The organism is Arthrobacter sp. Y3225209 (assembly GCF_059090685.1).
Window position 1 is genome coordinate 1 of record NZ_JBNHFW010000001.1, and the last position, 24,477, is coordinate 24,477.

Annotated in this window: 23 protein-coding genes; 4 read left to right on the forward strand and 19 right to left on the reverse strand. The window is 67.8% G+C overall.

The window, feature by feature from the left end; translation table 11 throughout:
* The 3 genes from AC5RVB_RS00005 to AC5RVB_RS00015 all read right to left on the reverse strand — a co-directional run.
* Positions 1–1,816 (reverse strand): AAA family ATPase (locus tag AC5RVB_RS00005; RefSeq protein ID WP_494141669.1); only part of this gene is annotated, 1,816 nt, incomplete at its 3' end.
* Entirely contained in the window at positions 1,813–2,976 is a 1,164-nt protein-coding gene (locus AC5RVB_RS00010; RefSeq protein ID WP_290244777.1) for an exonuclease SbcCD subunit D, read from the reverse strand. The genes AC5RVB_RS00005 and AC5RVB_RS00010, both read right to left, overlap by 4 nt.
* Before the next feature lie 92 nt (positions 2,977–3,068).
* Positions 3,069–4,079, reverse strand: coding sequence for an aquaporin (locus tag AC5RVB_RS00015; protein WP_494141670.1), 1,011 nt, complete (start codon positions 4,077–4,079; stop codon positions 3,069–3,071).
* Positions 4,080–4,293: 214 nt separating this feature from the next.
* Here AC5RVB_RS00015 and AC5RVB_RS00020 point away from each other — a divergent pair, with 214 nt between their 5' ends.
* Positions 4,294–5,400 (forward strand): ADP-ribosylglycohydrolase family protein, encoded by a 1,107-nt coding sequence (locus AC5RVB_RS00020; protein ID WP_494141671.1) that lies wholly within the window; start codon positions 4,294–4,296, stop codon positions 5,398–5,400.
* Between the two features lie 19 nt (positions 5,401–5,419).
* Here AC5RVB_RS00020 and AC5RVB_RS00025 read toward each other — a convergent pair whose 3' ends face one another.
* The 8 genes from AC5RVB_RS00025 to clpS form a co-directional block, all read right to left on the reverse strand.
* Entirely contained in the window at positions 5,420–6,445 is a 1,026-nt protein-coding gene (locus AC5RVB_RS00025) for a 3'-5' exonuclease (RefSeq protein ID WP_227929508.1), read from the reverse strand.
* Complete coding sequence (locus AC5RVB_RS00030) at positions 6,438–7,127, reverse strand: DedA family protein (protein ID WP_494141672.1); 690 nt, start codon at positions 7,125–7,127, stop codon at positions 6,438–6,440. Before AC5RVB_RS00030 ends, AC5RVB_RS00025 begins: the two co-directional genes overlap by 8 nt.
* Positions 7,128–7,224: 97 nt before the next feature.
* Entirely contained in the window at positions 7,225–7,863 is a 639-nt protein-coding gene (rdgB, locus tag AC5RVB_RS00035; protein ID WP_494141673.1) for an RdgB/HAM1 family non-canonical purine NTP pyrophosphatase, read from the reverse strand.
* Positions 7,864–8,619, reverse strand: a complete 756-nt coding sequence (gene rph / locus AC5RVB_RS00040) for a ribonuclease PH (RefSeq protein WP_269436389.1) — start codon at positions 8,617–8,619, stop codon at positions 7,864–7,866.
* Positions 8,620–8,661: 42 nt separating this feature from the next.
* On the reverse strand, positions 8,662–9,507 hold the full coding sequence (locus AC5RVB_RS00045; RefSeq protein WP_494141674.1) for an MBL fold metallo-hydrolase: 846 nt from the start codon (positions 9,505–9,507) through the stop codon (positions 8,662–8,664).
* The gene (murI, locus tag AC5RVB_RS00050) at positions 9,504–10,517 is read right to left on the reverse strand and encodes a glutamate racemase (RefSeq protein ID WP_290244770.1); all 1,014 of its coding nucleotides are present in this window, start codon (positions 10,515–10,517) and stop codon (positions 9,504–9,506) included. Before murI ends, AC5RVB_RS00045 begins: the two co-directional genes overlap by 4 nt.
* 187 nt (positions 10,518–10,704) lie before the next feature.
* Positions 10,705–11,262, reverse strand: coding sequence for a DUF2017 domain-containing protein (locus AC5RVB_RS00055; protein WP_227903321.1), 558 nt, complete (start codon positions 11,260–11,262; stop codon positions 10,705–10,707).
* Between the two features lie 52 nt (positions 11,263–11,314).
* Positions 11,315–11,623 carry an ATP-dependent Clp protease adapter ClpS gene (gene clpS, locus AC5RVB_RS00060; protein WP_227903322.1) on the reverse strand — a complete coding sequence of 103 codons (309 nt, stop codon included), beginning with the start codon at positions 11,621–11,623 and terminating at the stop codon, positions 11,315–11,317.
* An 86-nt stretch (positions 11,624–11,709) separates the two neighbouring features.
* On the opposite strand from clpS, the gene AC5RVB_RS00065 reads away from it, so the two are divergent.
* Together AC5RVB_RS00065 and AC5RVB_RS00070 are read left to right on the forward strand one after the other, a co-directional pair.
* On the forward strand, positions 11,710–13,035 hold the full coding sequence (locus AC5RVB_RS00065; RefSeq protein WP_227903323.1) for a nicotinate phosphoribosyltransferase: 1,326 nt from the start codon (positions 11,710–11,712) through the stop codon (positions 13,033–13,035).
* 2 nt (positions 13,036–13,037) lie between these two features.
* Positions 13,038–13,655 carry an isochorismatase family protein gene (locus tag AC5RVB_RS00070; RefSeq protein WP_494141675.1) on the forward strand — a complete coding sequence of 206 codons (618 nt, stop codon included), beginning with the start codon at positions 13,038–13,040 and terminating at the stop codon, positions 13,653–13,655.
* 103 nt (positions 13,656–13,758) lie between these two features.
* Here AC5RVB_RS00070 and AC5RVB_RS00075 read toward each other — a convergent pair whose 3' ends face one another.
* From AC5RVB_RS00075 to AC5RVB_RS00105, 7 genes are all read right to left on the reverse strand, one after another.
* Positions 13,759–15,552, reverse strand: a complete 1,794-nt coding sequence (locus AC5RVB_RS00075) for a DEAD/DEAH box helicase (protein ID WP_494141676.1) — start codon at positions 15,550–15,552, stop codon at positions 13,759–13,761.
* Between the two features lie 175 nt (positions 15,553–15,727).
* Positions 15,728–16,036 (reverse strand): DUF3039 domain-containing protein, encoded by a 309-nt coding sequence (locus AC5RVB_RS00080; protein WP_423723748.1) that lies wholly within the window; start codon positions 16,034–16,036, stop codon positions 15,728–15,730.
* Between the two features lie 24 nt (positions 16,037–16,060).
* A complete protein-coding gene (locus AC5RVB_RS00085; RefSeq protein ID WP_494141677.1) occupies positions 16,061–17,644 on the reverse strand; it encodes a transporter in 1,584 nt (527 codons plus the stop codon).
* Entirely contained in the window at positions 17,626–18,399 is a 774-nt protein-coding gene (locus AC5RVB_RS00090; RefSeq protein ID WP_494141678.1) for an ABC transporter ATP-binding protein, read from the reverse strand. The genes AC5RVB_RS00085 and AC5RVB_RS00090 overlap by 19 nt, the downstream gene beginning before the upstream one ends.
* Positions 18,400–18,521: 122 nt before the next feature.
* Complete coding sequence (locus tag AC5RVB_RS00095) at positions 18,522–19,643, reverse strand: NADH:flavin oxidoreductase/NADH oxidase (RefSeq protein ID WP_494141679.1); 1,122 nt, start codon at positions 19,641–19,643, stop codon at positions 18,522–18,524.
* 15 nt (positions 19,644–19,658) lie between these two features.
* Positions 19,659–20,633, reverse strand: a complete 975-nt coding sequence (locus AC5RVB_RS00100) for a co-chaperone YbbN (protein WP_494141680.1) — start codon at positions 20,631–20,633, stop codon at positions 19,659–19,661.
* Between the two features lie 63 nt (positions 20,634–20,696).
* Positions 20,697–22,397: a DUF8094 domain-containing protein gene (locus AC5RVB_RS00105; protein ID WP_494141681.1), complete on the reverse strand. Its 1,701-nt coding sequence runs from the start codon at positions 22,395–22,397 to the stop codon at positions 20,697–20,699.
* 280 nt (positions 22,398–22,677) lie between these two features.
* Here AC5RVB_RS00105 and AC5RVB_RS00110 point away from each other — a divergent pair, with 280 nt between their 5' ends.
* Positions 22,678–24,027, forward strand: a complete 1,350-nt coding sequence (locus tag AC5RVB_RS00110; RefSeq protein WP_494141682.1) for an AI-2E family transporter — start codon at positions 22,678–22,680, stop codon at positions 24,025–24,027.
* Positions 24,028–24,112: 85 nt separating this feature from the next.
* Here the strand turns inward: AC5RVB_RS00110 and AC5RVB_RS00115 are convergent, their stop codons facing one another.
* Entirely contained in the window at positions 24,113–24,457 is a 345-nt protein-coding gene (locus tag AC5RVB_RS00115) for an Rv1322 family protein (protein WP_227903333.1), read from the reverse strand.
* Positions 24,458–24,477: the final 20 nt, after the last annotated feature.

The following is a 24,477-nucleotide window of genomic DNA, read 5'->3' on the forward strand; positions in this document are numbered from 1 at the left end:
CCGCGCGCGCGGCGGCCAGCTGCTCTGCCGCCAGTCCGGGATCGCCGTCGCCGCCGCGGGCACGCAGCCCGACGGCCTCTTCGGCAGCCGCACCTGCCTCACGTCGTGCAGCTTCAAACGCCTCTTCTGCGCGGCCCGCCTCCGCCTTGGCCGCCTGCTCCTCCTCCCGGGTCACCGCTGCCTCGCCGTCGCCCAGCGTTGCCGGGTGCGGATGTTCGACGCCGCCGCACACCGGACACGGTGCATCCTCCGCCAGACCGGCGGCCAGCTCCGCTGCGGCCTGGTCCAGCCTGGCCTGCAGCAGATCCTGCCAGGCTTCACGGAGGTCCTGGTATTCCTGCCGGGCCTGGGCGGCTGCGGCATCCGCGGCCTCGGCATGTTCCCGTGCCGAGGCATAGGCTGCGATGGCAGCCGCCAGTTCCTCAGCGCGCGCGACGTCGCTGCCGGCACGCTCCTGATCTGCTGCCAGCCGTTCCAGTTCCGCCGCGGCGCCGGCGAGCGAGGTTTCCTCGGCGCGCAGGGCTTCCAGCCTGGCTGCGGCAGCTTCCGCCCGTTCGCGCAGCCCGGCAGCCGCCGTTTCCTCATCCCGGGCCAGTACCCGCAGCTCCCCGATCCGTTTCTCATCCTCCAGCGCCGCCGTGGCCGCGGCGAGATCAGCGCCGATGAGTGCTTCCAGCCCTTCCGGCAGTTCGGGGCTTGAAAGGTATTCTTCCGCCAGCGCATGTTCCGTTAGCTCCGTCAGGGCAGCGGCAGCGGCCGTACGCCTCGTCTCGGTGCGCTGCGCTGCCGCGTCCGCTGCCCTGACCGGGCCTTCCACGGCAGCCGCTGCGGCGTGCACCTGCAGTGCAGCGCGCCGGGGGGCAATCTCCGCTTCCGCCCGGCGATGCTCGTTTTCATCCCGGACCAGCTGCTGCAGGGCCAGTCCCCGGGCACGGCGGTGTTCCAGCTCGTGCAGCTGCCTTTCGGCGCGTTCGCGTTCGGTACCCAGCTCGTCGAGCTCTTTCCGGGCAGCGGCCGCGCGGGAGTCCAGCTCCGCCCGGAACACGGCAATTTCCTCTTCGGGACGGTCCGCTGCGGGACTGTCCTGTCCGGAGCCCGGTGCGGGGCTGTCGCCGGATTCGGCGCCCTGTTCCGTCCGGTAGCGCCGGATTTCATCGTCGGCGCGGCGCAGGACGTGTTCGGACCGTGCCTGCGCAGCGTCGAAGCGTTCGGTGGCTTCGGCCAGATCGAGCTTCAGCTGCCGCTCAATGTCTTCGAAGCGGGAGGTACCGAAGAGCTGCTGCAGCAGCTGTTCGCGGGACGCGGCATCAGCACGCAGGAAGGCGGCGAAATCCCCCTGCGGAAGCATAACCACCCGGGTGAACTGCTCCCGGTTCATGCCCAGGAGTTCCGTGATTTCCGTCGATGCTTCGTCATTGCGGGAGGACTTCTCCACCCAGGCACCGTCAACGTACTCGCGCAGCAGGGTTTTTGCCTGTTCGGTGACGGTGCTTCGTCCGCCGGCGCGTTTTGCCGGGCGTTCCCACTGCGGGCTGCGGACCACTTCGAACCGCCGGGTGCCGGAGCTGAATTCGCACACTATCTCCGGTGCCGTCTGCGGGTCCGCGTGATCGCTGCGCAGCCTGCGTGCCTGCTGCCGGGCCCCCGGCACGGCGCCGTAGAGCGCAAAACAGATGGCGTCCAGGACACTGGTTTTCCCGGCGCCGGTGGGACCGTTCAGCAGGAACAGCCCGTGCTCCCCGAGCTGGTCGAAGTCGATGACCTGCCGGTCCGCGAACGGGCCAAAGGCCTGCATTTCCAGGCGGTGGATTCTCATTTGGCTGCCTCGGCTTCCCGGACCCTGTCGAGGACTTCGACAAAGAGGTCCTTCTCTTCCTGAGCGGCGCTGCGGGACCGTACGTGCTCCAGGAAACCGCAGCAGATATCCAGGTCATCGGTGGCGCCGGCCAGGCGCTGGCTGTAGGTGCGTGCCGGCCCGGCAGCCCCGCCTTCGGGTTCAAAAGCCAAGACGAGGGTATCCGGGAAGCGGGTGCGCACCTGGTCCATGGCCTTGGCTGGCCGCTCACGGTCTGTCAGGGTGACCTGGCAGTAGGCGGTTTCGGCATCGGCAAGGGCGGGGTCTGCCAGCAGATCGGCCAGCCGCCCGCGCAGCACGGCAAGCCTGCGCCGGGCAGGCCAGGTGACCGCTTCCACCGAGACCGGCACGCCGTCGTCGAACTCCAGGAGCCAGCCGCCTTTGTCCTGTCGGGCCTCCGAGAAGGAATACGGCAGCGGGGATCCGCTGTAGCGTGCATCCTCCCTGAGCTGCTGGCGCCCGTGCAGGTGGCCCAGGGCGGTGTAGGCGAAGCCGTCAAAGAGGTCCAGCGGAACAGCTCCAAGGCCCCCGACGGCGAGGTCACGTTCGCTGTCGCTGCTGATGCCGCCGCTGGCGAAGGTATGCGCCATGACCACCGCCGCAACCGGGGCGCCGGCCTGTTCCCGGGCCAGCAGATCCGCACGGATACGTGCCACTGCTGCAGCGGTCACCGTAAAGTGGCTCGGTTCCTGAACCTCCAGTTCGGCCGCTGCCAGCCGGGGCTCGAGGTAGGGAATGCCGTAGACCGCTACCGGCATGCCGGCAGCGGGCAGGATCACCGGCCGGGCAATGTCCGCGTAGCGGGTCCGCAGGTGGACTCCGGCGCGCTCAAAAAGCGCGCTGCCGAAACCGAGGCGGGCCGCGGAGTCGTGATTGCCGCTGGAGAGCACAACCACAGCCCCGGCGGCAGTGATGCGTTCAAGGGCCGAATCCAGCAGGCGGACGGTGTCCACCCCCGGAAGGGCACGGTCATAGACGTCGCCGGCAATCAGCACGGCGTCCACGCGCCGTTCCCGTACCGTCTCCACCAGACGGTCGATGAACTCCGCCTGCGCGGGGAGCATCCCTACGCCGTGGAAGGATCGGCCCAGGTGCCAGTCTGAAGTGTGCAGTATCCGCATGCCTTCAAAACTACCCGCCGGCTCCGACAGTTAACGGATCGGGGGCAGCGGCGTTCGCCACTGCCCCCGGAGGTTGCTACGGTTTTGCGGTCCTAGCCGCGGGTGCCCGGCGTCCCGTCCTGCGGGTTCTCCGGCGAACCGGCCGCGGGCTTGTCGAAGAAGCCGCGGGCTTCCTCATCCACGACGGGGGCCTCTGTGTCCCCGGTCCGGGCGGCCGGCTTGCCGGTGCTGCCCGTGGCGGGTGCGGGTGTCTCAGCGGCTGCAGGGGTCTCATCCGCTGCGTGGGTGTCCGGCTCCACAGCATAGAAGGCGGGATCGGAGCTGCGTGCTGCCAGCGTCATGTCCACACTGCGGAAAATCAGGCCTGCGATCACGGCGCCGAGCAGGGGCGCGGCCCAGAACAGCCAGAGCTGCTGCAGGGCCCAGCCTTCAGCGAAGATGGCAGTGGCCGTGGAACGTGCCGGGTTGATGCCGCCGTTGGTCACGGGGGCAAGCACGGTCAGGAGTACGGCGTAGGTCACGCCGACGGCGAAGGCACCGGCGACTGCGCCGGACCGGCGTGCCACGGAGCCGAGGAAGACGGCGGTCAGCAGGGCGCCGGCAATAACCTCAAGCAGCAGGGCGCTGGGCAGCGGGAACAGGTTCACCGAGTGATCCCCGTAGCCGTTGGAGACGCCGGTAAGGAACTGGCGGGTCTGCTCGCCGATCTGCTGGTGGCCGGTAATGGCCACCCAGAGGATGGCGACGGCGAGGATTGCGCCAAGCAGCTGCGCCAGGACGTAGGGCAGCACGTACTTCCACTGGGTGCGTCCGGCAACCGCGCTGCCCAGGGTGATGGCCGGATTGAAGTGCCCGCCCGAGATGTAGCCGAAGGCGACCATGGCACCGGCCAGCGCAAGCCCGAAGGCCAGCTGCGGGCTGATGCCGCTGCCGGCGGTGAAGATGCCCACTCCGATGCCCGCGAACACAAGCAGGAATGATCCAATCCCCTCGGCCACGGTCCGTCCCACGAACCCGTAGTCGTGGCCGCGGGTGTCGGACGCTGCGTCGCGGACGGGCGTTACGGCCCGGGCTCCGCTGGTTGATAAGGGCTCAGATGACATGGGAGAGACATTCCTAACGTGTGGTGGGCGGCGTGAACAGGCATGCCGCCGATATATAAGTCTTCTTATCGAACTCACAACAAAACTACCCCACCGTGTCAGTGCAGTCTGTTAACCCGCTGAATGCCCGCTGTGTGGCAGGTGAATCGAGTCTTTCCGGCCCAGCCCCGGCACCTATGCTGGAACAGTGAGCTCCGAACCGTATTCCGCACCCTTGTCCTCTTCCCATACAGCCCTTGGCGCCAAAATCCGAGCCTGCCTGCTCGGCGGGGCTCTGGGCGACGCACTGGGCACAGCCGGCCCGGAGCGCCTGGAGGACACGCTGTCGGTTTCTTCGGCTACCCAGCTGGCCCTGTATTCACTGGACGGGCTGCTCGAAGCCGTCGAATGGGCGAATTCGGGAGTGGGAGCCGATGAAACCGCCTGCATCTGGCTCGCCTACCTTCGCTGGCTCCGGGGCCGCGGCATAGCCCTCCCCGAGACCGGACTGGTTCCCCTCCCCCGGCCCCTTGATGCTGAGGAACTGCTGCACCCGACGCCGGCTGGCACAGCGGACGCGGGCACGGCGGACGCCGGCCTGGATCCGGAGGTGGTATCCGCCCTGTCCAGCGGTGAAATGGGGACACGCCAGCGGCCAGTGAACACGGAATCGGACAGTCCTGCCGCGCTGGTGCGCTCGGCGCCGTTCGGCCTGCTGCCCTATGTACCCACCGAAACCGTCTACAAGCTCGCACTGGATGCCGCTTCGCTGACCCACGGCCATCCCGCGGCCCGTCATGCGTCTGCCGTTTTCGCTGCGACCGTGCACGGGCTGCTGTCGCCGGGAACTACTCTGGCCGCAGCAGCGGAGAAGGCCCTGGCACCGGCAGAAGCTGCGGCGGACTCCGACGGCGGCGTCCCCGGACTTGCTGACCGGCTCCGCTCGGTCATCTCCGGACCGGACCTCGCGGCCGGCGGCACGACAGCCAGCGGCACGACGGCCGGCGACACGACGGCCGGCGGGACGACTTCCGGCAGCGGGGCAACCGGCGGGACGACTGCGGAAGGTGCGTTGACACTTGGACTGTCGGCGGCACTCAGGGCAGAGAATGCGCTCGCCCGGCAGGCGGCGGCGGGAGCCCCTGCCTCACCGGAAGACACCGTGACGGCGGCCCTTCGCGAAGCTGCGGCTGCCGGCGGGGCGCCGGCCGCCGTCGTCGCCGGCAGCCTGCTGGGCGCGCTGTACGGTGTGCTGGCCGGCCCCCTGCTCGCGTCGCTGCGTGAACGCGCAGCGGTCGAGCGGCTGGCCGACAGCTACGTCTCTGCGACAATCGCGCCCTAGCCCGCGGCTCACGGACCGGTTACTGCGAGCCTCGGGGCCAGATACCGCCCAGGGTTTGCAGGAACTCGGCTTCGGAGAGCACCTCGATGCGCTGGCCCCGCTCGTGCAGGTCCAGGACCCTGCGCGCCTTACCGGTGAGGCGTCCGCTGCGCAGGTCCGCCGGTTCAAAGCCGTCCCCCACCACCAGCACCGTGGTGGCGCGGGTGACGTTGCTGGCGGTGCGGGCTCCGGCCTCGGCCGCGCGGTCCTTCGCGGTCTGGCGGGGCATGCCCAGGTTGCCGGTGAAAACGATCGTCTGGCCGAACAGCGGATGGCGCGGATCCGCCAGCGGGTTGGGCGGCGGGTTCTCCCCTTCGGACGGCCAGCCCTGCCAGGGTGTTCCGGCAGCCGCCACCGCGGCTGCGGTGCCGGTACCCCGGGCCAGTGCGTCCCGGGTGGCCTTGGACAGCTGATGAGTGCCCGGCACATACGCGGGCAGGTGGGATGCCTGCAGCCCCTGGCGAAGGAAAAAGTCCGGCATGGACACCGCTCCGGCCCGGCGGGCAATGTCAATCATGATGCCCGCGCAGGCGCGGGCATCCTCGGTGGCATCGTGATGGTTCAGGAGCGGAACGCCCGCTGCCTCGGCAGCGAACGGCAGCGAATGTGAGGGCAGCTGATAGGTGCGGCGGGAATGCACCACGGTGCAGGTGTAGTCATAGGCCGGGCCCGCCAGTTCCGAGACTTCCAGCGCGGAGCGGATCACGCCCAGGTCGAACGCGGCGTTGTGCGCCACGAGCAGGTCGCTGCCGATGAAGGCACCGATTTCCGGAAAGAGTTCACCGAACCGCGGAGCCCCGGCCACCATGTCCGGTTCGATCCCGTGAATGCGCACATTGCGCCGGTCAAAATAGTCGTGCCCCTCCGGGGGACGCATCAGCCACGAGGCTTCCTCGACAACCTGCCCGTTCCGGACCCGGACCAGGCCCACGGAGCAGGGCGAACCGCGGAAGCCGTTGGCGGTTTCGAAATCTATTGCGGTGAAACTAAGCCCGGTTTCAGGCATCGGTGCCGGACACCGGCTTCCGCCGCCTGCTGCGGATCTTGGCGGTGATGAACCAGACCGCCGTGATGATGACCGCCGCGATGACAATCTTCTGGAACACGCCGGCGTAGGCCTCAACAACGTGCCAGCTTTCGCCCAGGTAGAAGCCGGCGACGATAAAGATGGCATTCCAGATCAGGCTGCCGGCGGTGGTCAGTGCGGTAAAGGTCAGCAGGTGCATGCGTTCAATGCCCGCGGGGATCGAGATCAGGCTGCGGAACAGCGGGATCATCCGGCCGAAGAACACGGCCTTGTACCCGTGGCGCTCAAACCAGGCCTCGACCTTGTCCACATCCTCAAGGTCCACCAGGGGAACCTTCTCCACCAGGCGGCGCATCCGGTCCCGGCCCAGCCAGGCCCCCAGGCCGTACAGTGCCAGCGCACCCACTACCGAGCCGAGCGTGGTCCAGAACAGTGCCGCCGCCATGGAGAAATTGCCCTGGCTGGCGGTGAAACCGGCCAGCGGCAGGATGATTTCGCTCGGCAGCGGGGGGAAAAGGTTTTCCAGGGCGATGGCCAAACCGGCGCCCGGGGCACCGATGGCCTCCATCACCCCGACCGCCCAGTCGGCCACACCGCCGAGGGCCGACGGCTCGGCAGTAGTAGAAGAGGTGGCTGCGGGAACGGCTGCTGTAATAGTCATCTCGCGGTCAATTCTGCCCTAGGCCCCCGGCCCGGGAAGAATCCCCGCGCGTCCCCGCGGCGTGTTTGGGACGCATCACACATCCCCCGGCCTGCGCCTAGGCGCCGGTTTTTTCCTCCGCCAGGGCGGCAACAAGGGCCGGAACCAGTGCCCGGAACGCCTGGCCGCGATGGCTGATCGCGTTCTTTTCGGCTCCGCTGAGTTCGGCGCAGCTGCGCTCCTCACCGGCCGGAAGCAGGATCGGGTCGTAGCCGAAACCGCCTTCGCCGCGCGGGGTTTCAAGCAGGGTGCCGCGCAGCTCGCCGCGTTCCACGGTTTCGACACCATCGGGAAGCGCCAGGGCCGCAGCACAGACAAAGGCCGCACCGCGGTGCTCAGCGGCAATATCCGCAAGCTGGGCCAGCAGCAGGGCCAGGTTGGCGGCGTCGTCGCCGTGCCGGCCGGACCAGCGGGCGGAGAAGATGCCAGGGGCCCCGCCAAGAACGTCCACCGCGAGGCCGGAATCGTCGGCGACTGCCGGAAGGCCGGTGGCAGCCGCGACGGCGTGGGCCTTGAGCAGTGCGTTTTCCTCGAAGGTCACGCCGGTTTCGGGAACGTCGGGAACTCCCGCCGCGGCGGCGTCGATCACCTGGGTGTCCACGTCGAGGCCGGGAACCTGCCCGCGCAGCAGTTCGCGCAACTCACGCAGCTTGCCCGGGTTGCGGGTGGCCAGGACCAGGCGGGGTGCCGGCGCCATTTATTCGCCGCCCAGGGTCCGGCGCTGGATTTCGGCCAGCTCCGCGGTCCCCTGCAGGGCCAGGTCCAGCAGCGCGTCCAGCTCGGCGCGGTCGAAGGGTGCGCCTTCCGCGGTGCCCTGGACCTCAACGAACTTCCCTGATCCGGTCACCACCACGTTCATGTCGGTTTCCGCGCGTACGTCCTCCACGTAGGGCAGGTCCAGCATCGGGACGCCGTCGATGATGCCAACGCTGATCGCGGCCACACTGTCCGTCAGCGGGTTGGCGTTGCGGGCAATCAGCTTGTTGTCCCTGGCCCAGGCCACGGCGTCTGCCAGCGCCACGTAGGCGCCGGTGATGGCTGCGGTGCGTGTGCCGCCGTCGGCCTGCAGGACGTCGCAGTCCAGCACAATCGTGTTCTCGCCCAGTGCCTTGGTATCGATAATCGAACGCAGCGAGCGGCCGATCAGCCGGGAGATCTCGTGGGTGCGCCCGCCCAGTTTGCCCTTGACCGATTCGCGGTCATTCCGGGTGTTGGTGGCACGCGGCAGCATGGCGTATTCGGCAGTGACCCAGCCCTTGCCTTCACCCTTGAGCCAGCGGGGAACCCCGGGGGTCAGGGAGGCGGTGCACAGCACGCGCGTATTGCCGAACTCGATCAGTGCCGAGCCTTCGGCCTGCTTGGACCAGCCGCGGGTAATGGTAATGCTGCGCAGCTGGTCCGGGGTGCGGCCGTCGGCGCGCAGGCTTGATGCAGGGGTGGGTGCGGTAGTCATGGGTTCAGTCTATCGCCGGGGCCGTACGGGCCCGGACAGGACCTAGACGCTGCGTGCCTTCTGGACCGCCAGCGGGGCGGTAAAGGGGGAACCGACGTCGTAGGAGACGCCGGCGACGGCGACGGCCAGGTCACCGCTGTAGGACCGGCGTGCTTCGGCGACGCTGACGCTGGCATCGTTCCACACCGGAAGGTGGGTGAGCAGCAGGCGGCGGGCGTTGGCGGCTGTGGCGGCGGCTCCGGCGCGCAGGCCGGTGAGGTGCACACCCTCGATACCGTCATCGCGGCCCTCGTGGAATGCGGCCTCGCAGAGGAAGACGTCGGTATCCCGGGCGGCTGCCTCCAGCCCGGGACAGGAATCGGTGTCCCCCGAGTAGGCCAGGGTCCGCAGTGTTTCCACACCGTCCGCGTCGGTGCTGCGGGCTTCCACCCGCAATGCGTAGGCTTCTTCGGCAGGATGCCGCACCGGGTACGGAGTGACGGTGAACGGGCCGATCTGCTGCGGCTGGCCCGGCGTCCAGTGGGAGAATTCGAAGTCCTCGTGCATGCCCGGGTCCAGTTCCAGGCCGTAGGCAGTGGCCATCCGGTCCGCGGTGGCGACCGGGCCCCATACCTTGATGCGGTCCCGGTTCCAGCCCGCGGGATCCCAGTGCACGGCCACATGCAGCCCGCACAGGTCCATGCAGTGGTCCGGATGGAGATGCGTCAGGAGCACCGCGTCAATATCGCGCAGGTCCATGTAGCGCTGCAGCGCGCCCAGGGAACCGTTACCGAGGTCCAGCAGGATCCGCCAGTCACGTTCGCCGTCGTTGGCGGTGACGAGATAGCAGGACGCCGGAGACGCCGGGCCGGGGAAGGAGCCGCTGCAGCCTACGATGGTCAGTTTCATGCTGTGCCGTTCCAGAGGGCACCCTGTGGCGCCCCCATGCGTTCGGGGGCGTCTGCCCGGGCTGCGGCAATCATCTGCGGAGTAACCCGCGCCATGCTGCCGGTGGGGTAATGCGCTGATACGTGGTCCACCTGCTGGACGCTGAGCACTTCGGGTCCCAGGAAACGCCGGGCCAGAAGTTCAAAGGAGGCCGCATCGCCGGTGGCGACAAAGGTGTGCTGGGGCGCCGTCCGCTCCTGCCGTTCAATGCCGTGGCTGATCAGGGCCCGGTAGACATCCTTGGCGGTTTCCTCGGCGCTGGAGACGAGGGTGACGCCGTCCCCCATGACATAGGAAATCACGCCGGTCAGCAGCGGATAGTGGGTGCAGCCCAGCACGAGCGTATCGACATCCTGTGCCCGCAGCGGCGCGAGGTATTCCTCGGCCGTTGCCAGCACGTCCGGCCCCGAGGTGACCCCGGCTTCCACGAATTCCACGAAGGCAGGGCAGGCAACCGAGGACACCCTCAGGTGGGGTGCGGCCGCGAAGGTGTCGTCATAGGCCCGCGAGCCCACAGTGGCAGCAGTGCCAATGACGCCGATCCGTCCGGTGCGGGTGGCCGCCACGGCGCGCCGTACGGCCGGCTGGATGACCTCGATAACCGGAATCCCGTACCGGTGTGTGTAGCGTTCGCGGGCGTCCCTCAGCACAGCGGCCGAGGCGGTGTTGCAGGCGATGACCAGGAGCTTGACTCCGGAGTCCACCAGTTCGTCCATAACGCCCAGCGCGTTGGCGCGGACCTCGGCAATCGGGAGGGGGCCGTAGGGGCCTTTGGCCGTGTCCCCCACGTACATCACGGCCTCGTTCGGCAGCTGGTCCAGGACGGCCCGGGCCACGGTCAGTCCGCCAACGCCGGAATCGAAGATACCGATGGGTGCATCCGGGTTGCGGACGCGGACTGAAGGCTCAGCGGACGTCGCGGGCACCTGCCCCTGCGGCGTCTCCGGGGAGCCGGATCCGGGTGCCCCCACGGGCTGCCCCGGGGACCTCTCCCCTGAATGTGCGGACGGATGGACCGGGTTTGAAATCATAATGTACTGACAATAGTCCTCCCTGCAGCGAGCGCACATTCACTGCCGCGTGCCCTTGCTCACAGGTACACCGGCAGGAATCACATGTGATCCTGCCGGCCCGCGCAGTGCCGCGGCGGAACCGGTATCAGGGCAGGGATTTCAGCAAAGCCTGCATCAGTGTGTCCTGCAGCCATGTGACGAAGTTGTAGACCAGCGCCAGGTATCCGTCCACGTCACGGGCCCGGGCCGGGTCCGTAATATCCTGCAGGCGTTCGGCATCTTCATCGCTGGCCAGGCCCAGCCGGTCCCCCAGGACCAGCCGGACGTCATTCAGCGCGCGGGCAAAAAGCTGCGCCTGGGCCGGGTCCAGCCGGAGCGGCGCCGTTTCGAGCTGCAGGGCCGCGGCGCGCAGGGCCGCCTGCTTGGACTCGCGCAGGGAGCGTTCAGTGAACCGGCGGAATTCCAGGGCGTCCTCGTCATTGCCCTCAATCCCGTTGGGGAGCAGCCGCTGCAGGGCCGTGTCCTGCGGGACGGCGGCGCTCATGTCAATGCCCACCATCGCTGCCAGGGGATCGCTGTCCGCCGCCGTCTCCGGTTCCAGCAGTTCCTGCACATCGGCAAAGAGCTTGCGCAGCAGATCCCGTTCCCCCGGTTCCAGGTTGGCGGTAATGCCCTTGCGGGTGAGCTTGAATCCGGTTGCCACTACTGTCCGTTCCTGTTGACGCGATCTTCAAAGCCTGCTGCCCGGCACCGGCTCACGCGGCGTCCGCCTTCTGGAAGGTGGCCCACAGCCCGTAGGAGTGCATCGCGAGGGTGTCGCGCTCCGCTGATTCCCGTGACCCGGTAGCCACCACCGACCTGCCGGCCTGGTGGACCTCCATCATGAGCCGGTGGGCCTTGGCTTCGGAGTAGCCGAAGTAGCTCTGGAAGACGTAGCTGACGTAAGTCATCAGGTTCACCGGATCATTCCAGACGATCACGACCCACGGGACGTCCGCAGCCACCAGGGACTCCGTCTCCTCATATGTCAGGGTGTCCGTGCCGGGGGCAGTGCTGGTAACCATGGGTTCAATTGTAGTGAGGAATCCTTGCGGACCCCGCCCGGGTCCCTCTTCTACTCAACGGGGATGCGCGGGTTAGAGTTTTGCCTGTGAACAGTCCCGCCGCTTGGCACACCCCAAACTCCGCCCTGTATACGGATCACTACGAGCTCACGATGCTCCAGGCTGCCCTCCATTCGGGCACCGCCTCCCGGCGGTCCGTCTTCGAAGTCTTTGCCCGGCGCCTGCCGGACGGCCGCCGCTACGGCATCACCGCCGGTACCGGCCGCATCCTTGAGGCGCTGGAAAGCTTCCGCTTCGAGGCACCGCAACTGGAATTCCTGGCCCGCAACAACGTTGTGGACCGGCGGACCCTCGACTGGCTGGCGGATTTCCGGTTCTCCGGGAACATCTACGGCTACGCCGAGGGTGAAGCCTACTTCCCCAACTCCCCGCTCCTGATTGTGGAGTCCACTTTCGCCGAGGCCTGCATTCTCGAGACCATGGTGCTGTCCATGCTCAACCACGACAGTGCCATTGCCTCTGCCGCGTCCAGGATGACCTCCGCCGCGGACGGCCGGCCCTGCATCGAGATGGGTTCGCGCCGCACGCACGAGGAGGCAGCCGTCGCGGCAGCCCGTGCGGCAGTGATTTCCGGCTTCCACAGCACCTCCAACCTCGAAGCCGGGCTCCGGTACGGGCTCAAGACCGTGGGAACCGCGGCGCACTCCTTCACCCTCCTCCACGACTCCGAGAAGGAAGCCTTCACCGCACAGACCGGTGCCCTGGGCCTGGACACCTCGCTGCTGGTGGATACGTACGACGTCGAACGCGGCGTGCGCAACGCCGTGGAAGTGGCGGGGCCCGCCCTGGGCGGGGTGCGGCTGGATTCCGGCGACCTGGTGGCCCAGGCACGCTGGGTGCGGGACCTGCTTGATGACCTGGGCAACACAAACACCCGCATCATGGTGACCTCTGACCTGGACGAGTACGCCATCGCCGCACTGGCCTCGGCACCAGTGGACGCCTACGGCGTCGGCACCTCGCTGGTGACCGGGTCCGGCGCACCCACCGCCGGCATGGTCTACAAACTGGTCAGCCGCGAAGGTGAGGACCATGAGTTTGTTTCCGTGGCCAAGGCGGCCAAGAACAAGATTTCCCGCGGCGGACGCAAGTATGCGCTGCGGCGGCTCGACGAACGCGGCAAGGCTACCGCTGAAGTCATCGGAGTCGGCCACGCGCCGGCCGACGACGGCAACGACCGGCCCCTGCTGCACCAGTTCGTGGCCGACGGACAGATCCTGCCCGGCTGGACCGGGCCGGAAGCCGTAACCCGCGCAGCGGAGCGGCATGCACTGTCCCTGGCCGAACTTCCGACCTCGGTAAACCGCCTGCAGCGCGGCGAACCGGCTATCCCCACCGAATACGAGGAGTAAGCATGGCCCGCGCCCTGATTATTGTCGACGTACAAAACGATTTCTGTGAAGGCGGTTCGCTGGCAGTGCCCGGCGGGGCGGATGTGGCCGGTGAGATCACCGACTACGTCGAAAGTTCCGCAGGACGCTACGATCTGGTGGCTGCCACACAGGACTGGCACATTGATCCGGGAGCACACTTCTCCGAAACACCGGACTTCGTGGACTCCTGGCCGCGCCACTGCGTCGCGGGAACCCCGGGAGCCCAGCTCCACCCGGATCTGGATACCGAGCTGGTGGACGCGGTGTTCCGCAAAGGCCAGTACGAGGCCGCCTACTCGGGCTTCGAGGGCGTCCTGGCCCCGGAGGAAGAAGTTCCCACGGGAGATCCCGAAGCCGAGCCGGAGTCAAAGGAGGAAACCCTGAGCCTGGATGACTGGCTGCGGGAAAACGACGTGGATGAAGTGGTGGTGGTGGGCCTGGCCGCGGATTACTGCGTCCGTGCCACCGCACTGGATGCCGTGGCAGCCGGTTACACCACTGCCGTGATCCCCGAGCTGACCCGCGGCATCACCCGGCAGGGCGCCCTGGCTGCCTGGGCCGAGGTTGAAGACGCCGGCGTGGAGATCATCGACCTCTAGCCGGCCCCTTGGCGCAGGAACACCACCGCGGGAACACCACTGCGGGAGCACCACTGCACTGAAACGCCCGCCGCACCGCGGCGGGCGTTTTCAGCACCTGACACTATTTCCGGCCGATGAACCAGTCCTGGAGCTTCTTCAGCCGCTTGTTCAGCTGCTCCTCGTTGGCCTGGGCCACCGGCGGTCCGCCGCAGATCCGGCGCAGCTCACTGTGCACCACGCCGTGGGGCATGCCGGAGCGGGCGGACCAGGCGGAAACGTTCTTCGCCAGTTCCCCGCGCAGCTCGGTGAGCCGGCGGTGGTCCACCACCTCGGGAGCTTCCGCCGGCACCTGGGCCTCGGCACCGGCGCGTTTGCCCCGGCGGGAGAGCTGCTCATGCTGGCGCTGGCGCAACAGCACGCTCATCTGCTCCGCATCCAGGAGCCCGGGAATACCCAGGAAGTCCTGCTCCTCCTCGCTGCCCAGCGCGCCGCCGGTGCCGAACTCGCCGCCGTCAAACAGGACCCGGTCAAAGGAGGCCTGGGATTCCAGCGCCTCGAACTTCTGCTTCATCAGCTCACCGGAGGCTTTGTCCTCGCGATTGGCCGCCTCCATGAGGCTGTCCTCGAGCCCGAAGCCTTCCTCTTCCAGATGGTTCTCCGGCCGGTCCAGGGCGTGGTCGCGTTCGACTTCCATCTGGTTGGCCAGCGCCATCAGGTTCGGCACCGAGGGCAGGAACACGGACGCCGTCTCGCCGCGCTTGCGGGCACGGACAAAGCGGCCCACGGCCTGGGCGAAGAACAGCGGTGTGGCGGTGGAGGTGGCATACACACCGACCGCCAGGCGGGGCACGTCCACGCCTTCGGACACCATCCGCACTGCCACCATCCAGCGCTGGGTGCCGGCGGAGAACTCCTCAATCTTCTCCGAGGCCTTCGCATCGTCGGAGAGGATGACCGTTGGGGATTCCCCCATGATTTTCTTCAGCCAGCCCGCGTAGGCCCGTGCGTCGTCGTGGTCGGTGGCAATCACCAGGCCGCCGGCGTCGGGAACGGACCGGCGGACCTCCGTGAGACGCTTGTCCGCGGCCGCCAGAACGGCCGGGATCCACTCGCCGGTAGGGTTCAGTGCGGTCCGCCAGGCCTGCGCCGTGATGTCCTTGGTGACGGCCGCTTCGCCCAGCGAGGCAGCCATTTCGTCGCCCGCACTGGTGCGCCAGCGCATCTGTCCGGAATAGGCCATAAACATGACCGGGCGGACCACATGGTCCTTGAGCGCCTGGCCGTAGCCGTAGGTGTAGTCGGCCTTGGACCGGCGGATCCCGTCCCGGTCCTCGACATACTCCACAAAGGGAATGGCTGCGGTATCTGAGCGGAACGGCGTACCCGTCAGGGAAAGCCGCTTGACCGCCGGTTCAAAGGCCTCCCGGATGCCGTCACCCCAGGACAGCGTGTCGCCGCCGTGGTGGATCTCGTCCAGGATGACCAGTGTGCGGGCCGCCTCCGTTTTGGCGCGGTGCAGCATGGGCTTGGAGGCCACCTGGGCGTAAGTGACGGCCACGCCGATAAAGCCGTGGCCGTGCCGGCCGTCGGCGTTCTTGAAATTGGGGTCGATCGCCAGGCCCACCTTCGCTGCGGCGTCGGCCCACTGCCGCTTGAGGTGGTCGGTGGGGGCGACGACGGTGATGCGGTTGACGATCCCACGCTCCACGAGTTCATTGGCAACCCGCAGCGCGAAGGTGGTTTTGCCGGCACCGGGGGTGGCGACAGCGAGGAAGTCGCTGTTATTGGAGGCAAAGTACTTCTCCAGCGCTTCTGCCTGCCATTGGCGCAGCTTCGGGGCGGTGCCCCAGGCGGCGCGTTCAGGATAGGCGGGAGGCAGGGACGCACCGGCGCCGAAAAGCGTTTCGGAACTCACGCTGGGAACGCAACCTTTCCAGGTACTCGATTGGTTGTTGCCGTGCGGGTGCCGGACGGGGACAGCTGGTGGCGCATGCAAAGGCGCGCAGGGGTTAACACAGAGGTCATGCAGGCATCAGGACTAACTGCCCTCGCAGGGGCTTGAAAACGGTGAACACGTCCGGGCGGACGGACTACTTCTTGTCCTTGGGCTTGTCTCCACCGGGGCGCAGGCCCTCGTAGATTTCCTTGCACGTGGGGCAGACCGGGAACTTCTGCGGATCGCGTCCGGGCGTCCAGACCTTGCCGCACAGGGCAATGACAGGTTCCCCCGACAGTGCGGACTCCATGATTTTTTCCTTGCGCACGTAATGAGCAAAGCGTTCGCTGTCGCCGGGTTCAATCTCTTCGCGCAGTTCTTCGCGCTCGATGGTGGCCGTGGACGTCCCGTTGTCATCCAGGCGGCGGGGATCGGATTCGAAAGGATCTGGGGGCAGGCTCATGGCTTCCATCTTAGTACCCGCCATCTACTTGTTGACGGAGACCTGCTGCAGCAGTTCCGGACCGCGGGCGTCCATCCAGCGTCCGCCCAGCCGGATACCGGCCACCAGCACCGCAGAGCCCAGCACGGTGCCCGCTGCCAGGGTGACAAAGCCCCAGGCCATGTTCTCCGTCACCACGGCGATCACTGCCGGGACCAGCACCGGCACGAGCAGTACCAGCAGCGCCATGGCGAAAATGCCTTGCACAAGGAAGGTCCGTCCGGCTGATCCGGGCGGCGTCTTGAACGCGTTTTCGCCCGGGACCGGAACGTTGTAGGTGTAGCGGGCGGACACGGCACTGGAAACCCCCATACCCATCAGCAGTGCGCCCAGGCTTACGCCGAGGACGGTGGGAGCCAATTGCGTCAAACCGCTCAGGAACGCCGGCAGGAGCGAGGCCAGCAGCACGGCCGGAACCGCGAATACCGCGCAGGCCAGCACGCGTCCCGCCCGGTCCGCCCGGCCGCTGACACCGGTGGCGAGGTGCAGCGCGAAGGCGGTGTTGTCGTAGGAGACATCGGCGTGGAGGGTATACCCCAGCAGGAACCCGACCAGAGGTCCCATCACCAAGGTGACCAGCAGCCCGGCGCTTCCGTCCGGCCCCGCATTGTTGGCCATAAACACCACCAGCACCGGCAGGATCGGAATAATCAGCAGCGAGGCGCTGTACCGCGGATCGCGGAACCAGTAGGTCAGGGCACGGGCCGCTACGGCGCCGGTGGGAGTGGCCGGGAAACGGGCAAAGAACCCGACCCCTGCGGACTTGCGTCCGCCGGCTGAGACCTGCGGCGGGTTTACCAGCGCCCGCAGCAGCAGCGCCTTCCACAGGAGAACCAGCACCGCCAGAAACACGACGCTGATGACGGTTTTGGCCGCTGCGGCACCGAAATGGCCCAGAGCAATATCCCCCGGGACGGCCCAGACTGCGCCCAGCGGTGTCCAGGAGAGTCCGTCAGCCAAACGGACGAGGAAGTCCCCGTTCATGCTGATGCCTTCACCCACTGCGGACAGCAGCGGGCCCACCAGGATGAGAGGGACAATCAGCAGCAGCCCGGTCACGTCGCGGAACCGGCGGGATCCGGTGAGGGAAACCGCTGCCGCCACGGTGACCCGGGCGGCTATCAGGCAGGTGAACAGAGCGACGCCGGCCAGCACCAGCGCGGCGGCCAGGGCGGGCGGCGAACGGAACCAGCTCAGTGCCTGCACCAGTACGGCCAGCAGCATGGTTGCCCCGGGGATGCCGATCAGGCCGCCCAGAGCCAGCCCCGTGAGCAGCTTGGGCACCGGAATGGCGAAGGTGGTGAACCGGGCGGGGTCCAGGGTCAGGTCCAGGCCGGAGAACACCACCGGTATCAGTGCCCAGCCGAGGACGGCCAGCGCGCCGCCCAGGATGACACCGGTCCGGGCAAGGGCAGGATTCGAGCCCGCCACAAACAGCGCACCCAGCAGCAGGGCCAGGATGCCGACCCCGTAAAGGCCGCCAAGCACAATGCCGACCAGCTGCCACGGGCTGCGCCGAAGCGAGTTACGCAGCAGAACCAGCTTCAGCCTTAGGAGGTGCGCAACCATTCCAGCCCTTCCGAGTGGGTCCGTCCGCCTACCAGCGAAACGAAACGGTCTTCCAGGCTTCCCCCGCCGCGGACCTCGTCCACGGTCCCCGCTGCCAGCAGGTTGCCACCGGCCACCACCGCCACGTGGTCACACATACGCTGGACCAGGTCCATGACATGGCTGGAAACAATGACCGTGCCGCCCGAGGAAACATAGCCGGCGAGGATGTCGCGGATGTTGGCGGCCGAGACGGGGTCCACCGCCTCGAACGGCTCGTCGAGGACAAGCAGGCGCGGGGCATGGATCAGGGCCGAGGCCAGGGCGATCTTTTTCGTCATGCCTGCCGAGTAGTCCACCACGAGTTTCCCGGCGTCCGCGCTGAGGTCCATGGCGGCAAGCAGGTCCTTGGTCCGGGACGAAACCGTATCGCGGTCCATTCCCCGCAGCAGGCCGGCGTAGGTGACCAGCTGCTCACCGGTGAGCCGGTCAAAAAGACGCACGCCGTCCGGCAGAATGCCCATCAGCCGTTTGGCTTCGACAGGCTGTGCCCAGACATCGGTTCCGTGCACCCACACCTGCCCCTGGTCCGGCCGCAGCAGGCCGGTGGCCAGGGACAGCAGGGTCGTTTTACCGGCACCGTTCGGTCCCACCAGCCCGTAGAAGGACCCGGCAGGAACATCCAGGCTGATGCCGTTGACGGCCGTCTTCGGGCCAAAACGCTTGGCCAGGCCCCGTATGGCCAGGGCCGGCGCGGCCGCCGATGGATCTGTCACAGGCGCGGAATCTGTCATAGGTTCAGACTAGCGGCCGCTGCTTTCGCTGACCTCCGCAGCAGGGACCAGATCCGGCGCCCGCGGGCGCCGGCCCCTCCCCCGTGCGGACTACCGCGTTGTTGCTAGAACCCGCCGGGGCGCCTGCCCCGTTCATACTGCGGCACCCAGGGCAGCTTCTGGTCCAGCTCGGCAGCCGCGCGCAGCCACCAGTGCGGATCGCGCAGGGCTGCCCGGGCGATCAGGGCGGCGTCGGCGGACCCTGCCTGCAGGATTTCCTCCGCCTGCGTGCCGGAGTCGATCAGCCCGACGGCGGCGGTGGGGATCCCCGCGCCGTGCCGGACGGCCGCGGCGAATTCCACCTGGTAGTTGGGGGCGACAGGGATGGTTGCTCCCGGTACGGCACCGCCCGTGGAAACATCCACCAGGTCCACGCCGTGCTCTCGGGCCTGGCGGGCCAGCACAACGGAGGATTCAGCGTCCACTCCCCCGGGCAGCCAGTCAGTAGCGGAAATCCGGAGCAGCAGCGGCATGGATTCCGGAATGACCGCCCGCACGGCGTCGATGACTTCCAGGGTCAGCCGGTTCCGGCCTGCTTCGTCGCCGCCCCAGGCATCGGTCCTGGTGTTGACCAGCGGGCTGAGGAACTGGTGCAGCAGGTAGCCGTGCGCCCCGTGGATCTCGATGGTGTCGAACCCGGCATCCACCGCACGCACGGCGGCCGCGGCGAAGTCGCTGATGACGCCGCGGATGCCGTCCTCATCCAGCTGCAGGGGTGGGGCGTAGCTGCCGAACGCATCGGCGGTGGGGCCCACTGTCTGCCAGCCGCCGTCGTCGGCCGGAACGCTGCCGTGCCCGGGCGCGAAGGGGGCATAGGTGGAGGCCTTGCGGCCGGCGTGTGCCAGCTGGATGCCGATCCGCGCGTCCACGGCGCCGTGCCGGTGCACAAAGTCCGTGATCCGCTGCCAGCCGGCGGCCTGCTCGCCGGTCCAGATCCCGGCGTCCTGGGGACTGATCCGGCCTTCGGGGCTGACCGCTGCTGCCTCGGTGATGATCAGGGCCGCGCCGCCGGCGGCGAAGGAGCCAAGGTGCATCAGATGCCAGTCGTTGGGCACACCGGGGGCGTTGCCGGGTACTTCCGGCAGCACCGGGTCAGCTGAATACTGGCACATGGCGGCGACCCAGCCGCGGTGGGCCAGGTCCAGGCCGCGCAGGGACATGGGGTCAAACAGTGACGCTGTTTCCATGAGGGTGCCCGCCGCCTAGAAGAGGGCCCGGGCCAGCGCCGAGCGGGCCTTGGTCACCCGGGGATCGCTGACACCCACAATTTCGAACAGATCCAGCAGCCGCAGCCGGGCGGTTTCCCGCTCCTCACCGTGGACCCGCCCGATCAGGGAAATGATGCGCCGGAAGGCATCATCGACGTGGCCTCCGGCAATATCAAGGTCGGCCACGGCCAGCTGCGCCGCCACGTTGTCGGGCTCGTCGGCACCGGCCCGGCGCACCGCCTCGGCGTCCGCGCCGCGGAGCCGGATCATCAGTTCCACCTGGGCCAGCCCTGCCTTCGCCTCGGCGTCTGCGGGCTGTTCGGCCAGTGCCTTGCGGTACGCTGCCGCGGCGCCGTCGTAGTCCTCGGCGTTAATGGCGTCGAAAGCTTCCTGATGCAGCGGCGGCAGGGGTGCTTCGGCAGCCGGATCCTCCGGCGCAGCGCCGTCCAGGGATCCGTTGACCCCGTTGGCGGCGGCCACCTGCAGCAGCTCGGCCACCACGGCCCGGATCTGTTCCTCGGGCAGTGCACGGTCAAACATGGGTACCGGCTGGCCTTTCAGCACGGCCGCAACGGTGGGGACGGCAATGGCCTGGAAAGCCTGGGCAATCTGCGGATAGGCATCCACGTCCACCCGGGCCAGGAGCATCCGGCCGTTCTCTTCGGCGGCAATGCCCGCCAGCACGGCGGACACGTTCTGCGATTCGGCGTTTGTCCGCGAATACAGGTCAATAACCACTGGCACTTCTGCCGAAAGCTGAACGATCTGCGGGAAGGTCTGCTCCGAAACCTCCACCACGAACGGCGACGGCGCGGCCGGGGCGTTTCCTCCCGACGGGGCAGCCGGGGCGGCCGGCGCGGCGGCGGGCGAGGCTGCGGAACGGGCCTTCAGCGCGGAGAGGTCAACGGCCCCGCGGAGGTTCATGGAGGACGGGGCCGCCGGTGACGGGCGGTGGTTCGGTGTGCTCATTTCTTCACCTTATTACCTTGCGCCCGGTCACCGGCAAGCCTGTCCCCGTTCCGGGGTCCCCGGCTACTTCAGGGTTGCCGAAAGCAGCTGCTGGGAAGCACCCACCACCAGCGCCTTGCCGGTGCCGCCGGAGGCCGGGACATAGATCATTACTGCCTCACCGTGCGTCACATCGATACCGGCATCCGTGTCCGGCGCACCGGTCAGTGCCTCATAGATCGTCCCGGCCAGGTTCACGGAATCACCGGCCTCCTTGGGGGTGCTGGAGAAGGTGTTGGAGAGGTAACCGAATACCAGCGCACCGCCGTCCTCGGTCCGCAGTGCATGCGTGGCCTTCGGATCCGGGGTGTGGCTGAACGTGATGTTGGCAAACTCGTTCTTGGGATCGTTCTTCACCCCGTCCTCGAATTTCACCACGTCATCGCTGAAGCGGTTGGACTCGAAGGTGTCCTTGTTGCCGCCCTGCGGGTTGGAGAGTGAGTCTGCCAGGGCGGTCACGGCTGCCTGGGGCGCCATGGCCAGGCCGTTGTCCGAATCGGCCGGGATCTGGTCCGTTCCGGTCTCGGCAGCGGGAGCCTGGGGGAAGGTGCTGGCCGGCAGCATCTCGACTGCGGAAGCGAGCTTGTAGTTGTCCCGTGCAGATGCCTGGACCAGAAGCAGGGCCTGGGGCACCTCGTTGCCTTCGCCCTGGGTCACCGCCACCACGGTGCGCGGCCAGGAGAAGGTTGAACTCACGGACTGGGTCAACAGGTCCTCGGCGGCCACGGGCACGGGCGCCTTGTGGTCGGGGATCTTTGCTGCGGCTGCGTAGTTGGCCTTGCGCATGTCCAGGGCTGCACCCGTGACCCGCTCATCCAGCGCAGAGGCGTCCTTGGCCGTGTCGCCGGCCGCCACGGTGTCAGCAACGGAGGCGAGGATCCGGTCCAGCTGCGAATCCAGGATGACGGGGTTGCCGGCCTCAGCGGATTCCTCTCCGGCGAGTGCCGGTGCGGGTGCGGCCACCAGAACCAGGGCGGCGGCAGCAGCAGCAGCCAGGACCGGACGACGCCGGCCACGGGACAGGGCGGTGAAGGGCGCGGTGCTGCCGGAAACGGTTTCGGTGCTTCGCACGGGGGCGGCACCGGTGTCCGGTCCGGTGCTGCGGCGTCCGCTGCGCGGGCCGTCGCCCCCGCTTCGCAGGAAGCCCAGTGCCAGGCCCAGGACGGCAAGCAGTGCGCCCAGAATGATCAGGGGGACGGCAAACGGGCGGGTTGCATCATTTTCCCAGCTCAGCGTGACGTCGGTGGGAGCCGGGGCGGTGCCGTCGGCGGCAAGCAGGATCTCCCACTCGCCCTCAGCCGGCGCTTCCCAGGAATAGGAGAGTTCCCCTTCAGCTGCTTCCTCTGCCACCCAGAGGTCAGAGCCTGCCGGGTTCGGGGCGGTGATGCCGGTGTCATCCGTGCCAACCACCAGGCCAAGGCTGCCGTCTCCCGGGCTCAGCCGGGTGGCGGATGCATCCCCCACCCATGCCTGCACGTCATTGGCACGTCCTACGGCCAGCGTGAACGGGGCATCGGAACGGACCGTGATATCCACGCCGTCCGGATACTCGTCCAGCAATTCCGATTCCAGGACGGTGACGACGGCGCCCGGCCCCTCGCTGCCCGACGTGTCCGCGGACACCGACTCGGTCTCCGGGGGTGCCCAGATGGTGCGCTGTCCGATGCCGATCAGCATCAGCAGCACCCCGAGGACTATCAGCGGAACTGCAAATTTGTTTCGCACAATTTACCTATCTTCGGTGAAGTGACATCTCCGGGTCGGCGCCGTCCGGCAGGCAGGAACAAAGCCTGCGGATGTGGTCGGCGGAAGCGCAGCGGTTCATCGGTGTCCTGGCACTTTATAACCCAATGGTAACGAAATCCCTTGACACGGCCCATTCGAGGGGTCCGGCAGAGATGTCCTTCCGGGGCCCGCCAGTGCAAAAACGCCCCCGGGGGCCGGTGCTGCTGATAAGGTTTCGCAACGTATCAGGCACCGCAAACGGCAGAGGAAGAGGCACCGCATGAGCGAAAACGAGGACCTCCCCGTCCACGCACCGCTCCCCGGCCCGGACCAGGTGCCTGCCGCCGGAGACCGGTCCCCGAAGGACGCTCCGGCCGCCGGGGCACCGGCTCCGCGCCGGCTGCCCGGTTTCATCTCCTCGCTGACGGGCCGCCTGCAGCAGGGCTTCCCGGGTGCCCGGCCGCGGCCGCGGTTTGAAATCCCGCCCGACGATCTTTCCGGCCCCGAGGTCACCGTGGACTCCGAGGTCCGTCTGCCCGATGAGCGGCTGGGTATTGGTGGAGCGCAGGCCGCACCGGATCCGGACGCCGGCAGTATGCGTGCACACCCCATCTACTTCGGATTTATGCTCACGGTTGGCGTGGGACTTGCCCTGCTGCTGTACTTCGTCATCACCAACGTCGGCGAACTTCTGGTGTGGATCGGCGCCGCCCTGTTCATTGCCCTCGGCCTGGACCCGGTGGTCCGCTGGCTCGCTGCGCGGCGGATTCCCCGTCCGGCAGGCATCGCCATTACGGTGCTGGTCCTGGCCGGCGTCGTTACAGCCTTCTTCGCCACGCTGATTCCCACCATCGTCAGCCAGACCTCGGAAATTGTCTCCAAGACGCCCGGCTACATCGATAATTTCCTGGCCTCGGACTTCTTCGTCAACATCGACCGGCAGTTCCAGATCCGTGACCGCATTGACGAAGAGGTCACCAAGTTCTTCTCCAACAGCGACGCGGTGGGTGGCGTGTTCGGCGGGGTGCTGAGCGTGGGCACGGTGATTGCCAACGGCCTGTTCGGTGCGCTGATCATCCTGGTGCTCACCCTGTATTTCCTGGCCTCCCTGCCGTCGATGAAAAAATGGGCCTACCGGCTGGCGCCGCGCAGCCGGCGCCGCCGGGTGGAGGCGCTCTCCGAGGAGATCACCGGCAGCGTGGGCAACTACGTGATCGGCCAGGGCTTCGTGGCCCTTTTGGACGCCACGTACGCGTTCATCGTGATGACCATTACCGGTGTCCCGTTCTCCGTACTCCTGGCCTTCGTAGTCGCCCTGCTGGCGTTCATCCCCCTCGTGGGACCGCCCATCGCCCTGGTGCTGGTGTCTCTCGTTGCGCTGACCGTGGGCTGGCAGACTGCGGTGGTGTTCGCCATCCTTTACATGGCGTACCTGCAGTTTGAGGCCTACTTCGTTTCGCCGCGCGTGATGCAGCGTGCGGTGGCAGTGCCCGGCGCTGTGGCAGTCATCGCCGTCATCGCCGGCGGCACCCTGCTCGGGGTCCTGGGCGCACTCATCGCCATCCCGACGGCGGCGGCCACGCTGCTGCTGCTCAAGGAAGTCTTTATCGCCCGGCAGGACCGGCACTAGCGCCCTTTCGGTAACGCGCTGTCCGGACTGCCAGGCCGATCCGCCTGTCCGGTCCGCCGGGACCTTGGCCTATTGGCCTATTGGCCTAGTAGCGCCGGCGGGTCCGCCAGCAGTGGCTGTGCCAGTGGCGCCGGCCTTCCACGGCCGCCTGCCTGCCCAGCAGCGAGTCTTCCTGCCAGACCACCAGGTGGGCGGTGCCGGGCGGGATCAGCACACCGCAGCCGGGGCACCGGTAGTCCTTGGCGGCGTTCTGCGCCGTGATCTGCCGCACTGACCACTCGCCGTCGGGACCGCTTTCATGCCGCGGCAGTCCGGCGCGGGTTCGCTCCAGATCCACTTCCGGCGGCGCGGAGGCCCACTTGCGGCGGGCGTTGCGCCCGGCGGGGCTGCCGGGCGATGGCACACGGCGGGGACGGTTGGAGCGGGGCATAGAAGTCATTTTGCCGCAGT

What these genes read in the sequence shown, in the direction of transcription:
- AC5RVB_RS00015 (WP_494141670.1), bottom strand. Translation starts at nt 4,079, where the DNA reads ATGTCATCTGAGCCCTTATCAACCAGCGGAGCCCGGGCCGTAACGCCC.
- AC5RVB_RS00115 (WP_227903333.1), bottom strand. Translation starts at nt 24,457, where the DNA reads ATGCCCCGCTCCAACCGTCCCCGCCGTGTGCCATCGCCCGGCAGCCCC.
- AC5RVB_RS00085 (WP_494141677.1), bottom strand. Translation starts at nt 17,644, where the DNA reads ATGGTTGCGCACCTCCTAAGGCTGAAGCTGGTTCTGCTGCGTAACTCG.
- AC5RVB_RS00070 (WP_494141675.1), top strand. Translation starts at nt 13,038, where the DNA reads ATGGCCCGCGCCCTGATTATTGTCGACGTACAAAACGATTTCTGTGAA.
- AC5RVB_RS00095 (WP_494141679.1), bottom strand. Translation starts at nt 19,643, where the DNA reads ATGGAAACAGCGTCACTGTTTGACCCCATGTCCCTGCGCGGCCTGGAC.
- AC5RVB_RS00110 (WP_494141682.1), top strand. Translation starts at nt 22,678, where the DNA reads ATGAGCGAAAACGAGGACCTCCCCGTCCACGCACCGCTCCCCGGCCCG.
- clpS (WP_227903322.1), bottom strand. Translation starts at nt 11,623, where the DNA reads ATGGTTACCAGCACTGCCCCCGGCACGGACACCCTGACATATGAGGAG.
- rdgB (WP_494141673.1), bottom strand. Translation starts at nt 7,863, where the DNA reads ATGGCGCCGGCACCCCGCCTGGTCCTGGCCACCCGCAACCCGGGCAAG.
- AC5RVB_RS00030 (WP_494141672.1), bottom strand. Translation starts at nt 7,127, where the DNA reads ATGACTATTACAGCAGCCGTTCCCGCAGCCACCTCTTCTACTACTGCC.
- AC5RVB_RS00045 (WP_494141674.1), bottom strand. Translation starts at nt 9,507, where the DNA reads ATGAAACTGACCATCGTAGGCTGCAGCGGCTCCTTCCCCGGCCCGGCG.
- rph (WP_269436389.1), bottom strand. Translation starts at nt 8,619, where the DNA reads ATGACTACCGCACCCACCCCTGCATCAAGCCTGCGCGCCGACGGCCGC.
- AC5RVB_RS00025 (WP_227929508.1), bottom strand. Translation starts at nt 6,445, where the DNA reads ATGCCTGAAACCGGGCTTAGTTTCACCGCAATAGATTTCGAAACCGCC.
- AC5RVB_RS00010 (WP_290244777.1), bottom strand. Translation starts at nt 2,976, where the DNA reads ATGCGGATACTGCACACTTCAGACTGGCACCTGGGCCGATCCTTCCAC.
- AC5RVB_RS00100 (WP_494141680.1), bottom strand. Translation starts at nt 20,633, where the DNA reads ATGAGCACACCGAACCACCGCCCGTCACCGGCGGCCCCGTCCTCCATG.
- AC5RVB_RS00080 (WP_423723748.1), bottom strand. Translation starts at nt 16,036, where the DNA reads ATGAGCCTGCCCCCAGATCCTTTCGAATCCGATCCCCGCCGCCTGGAT.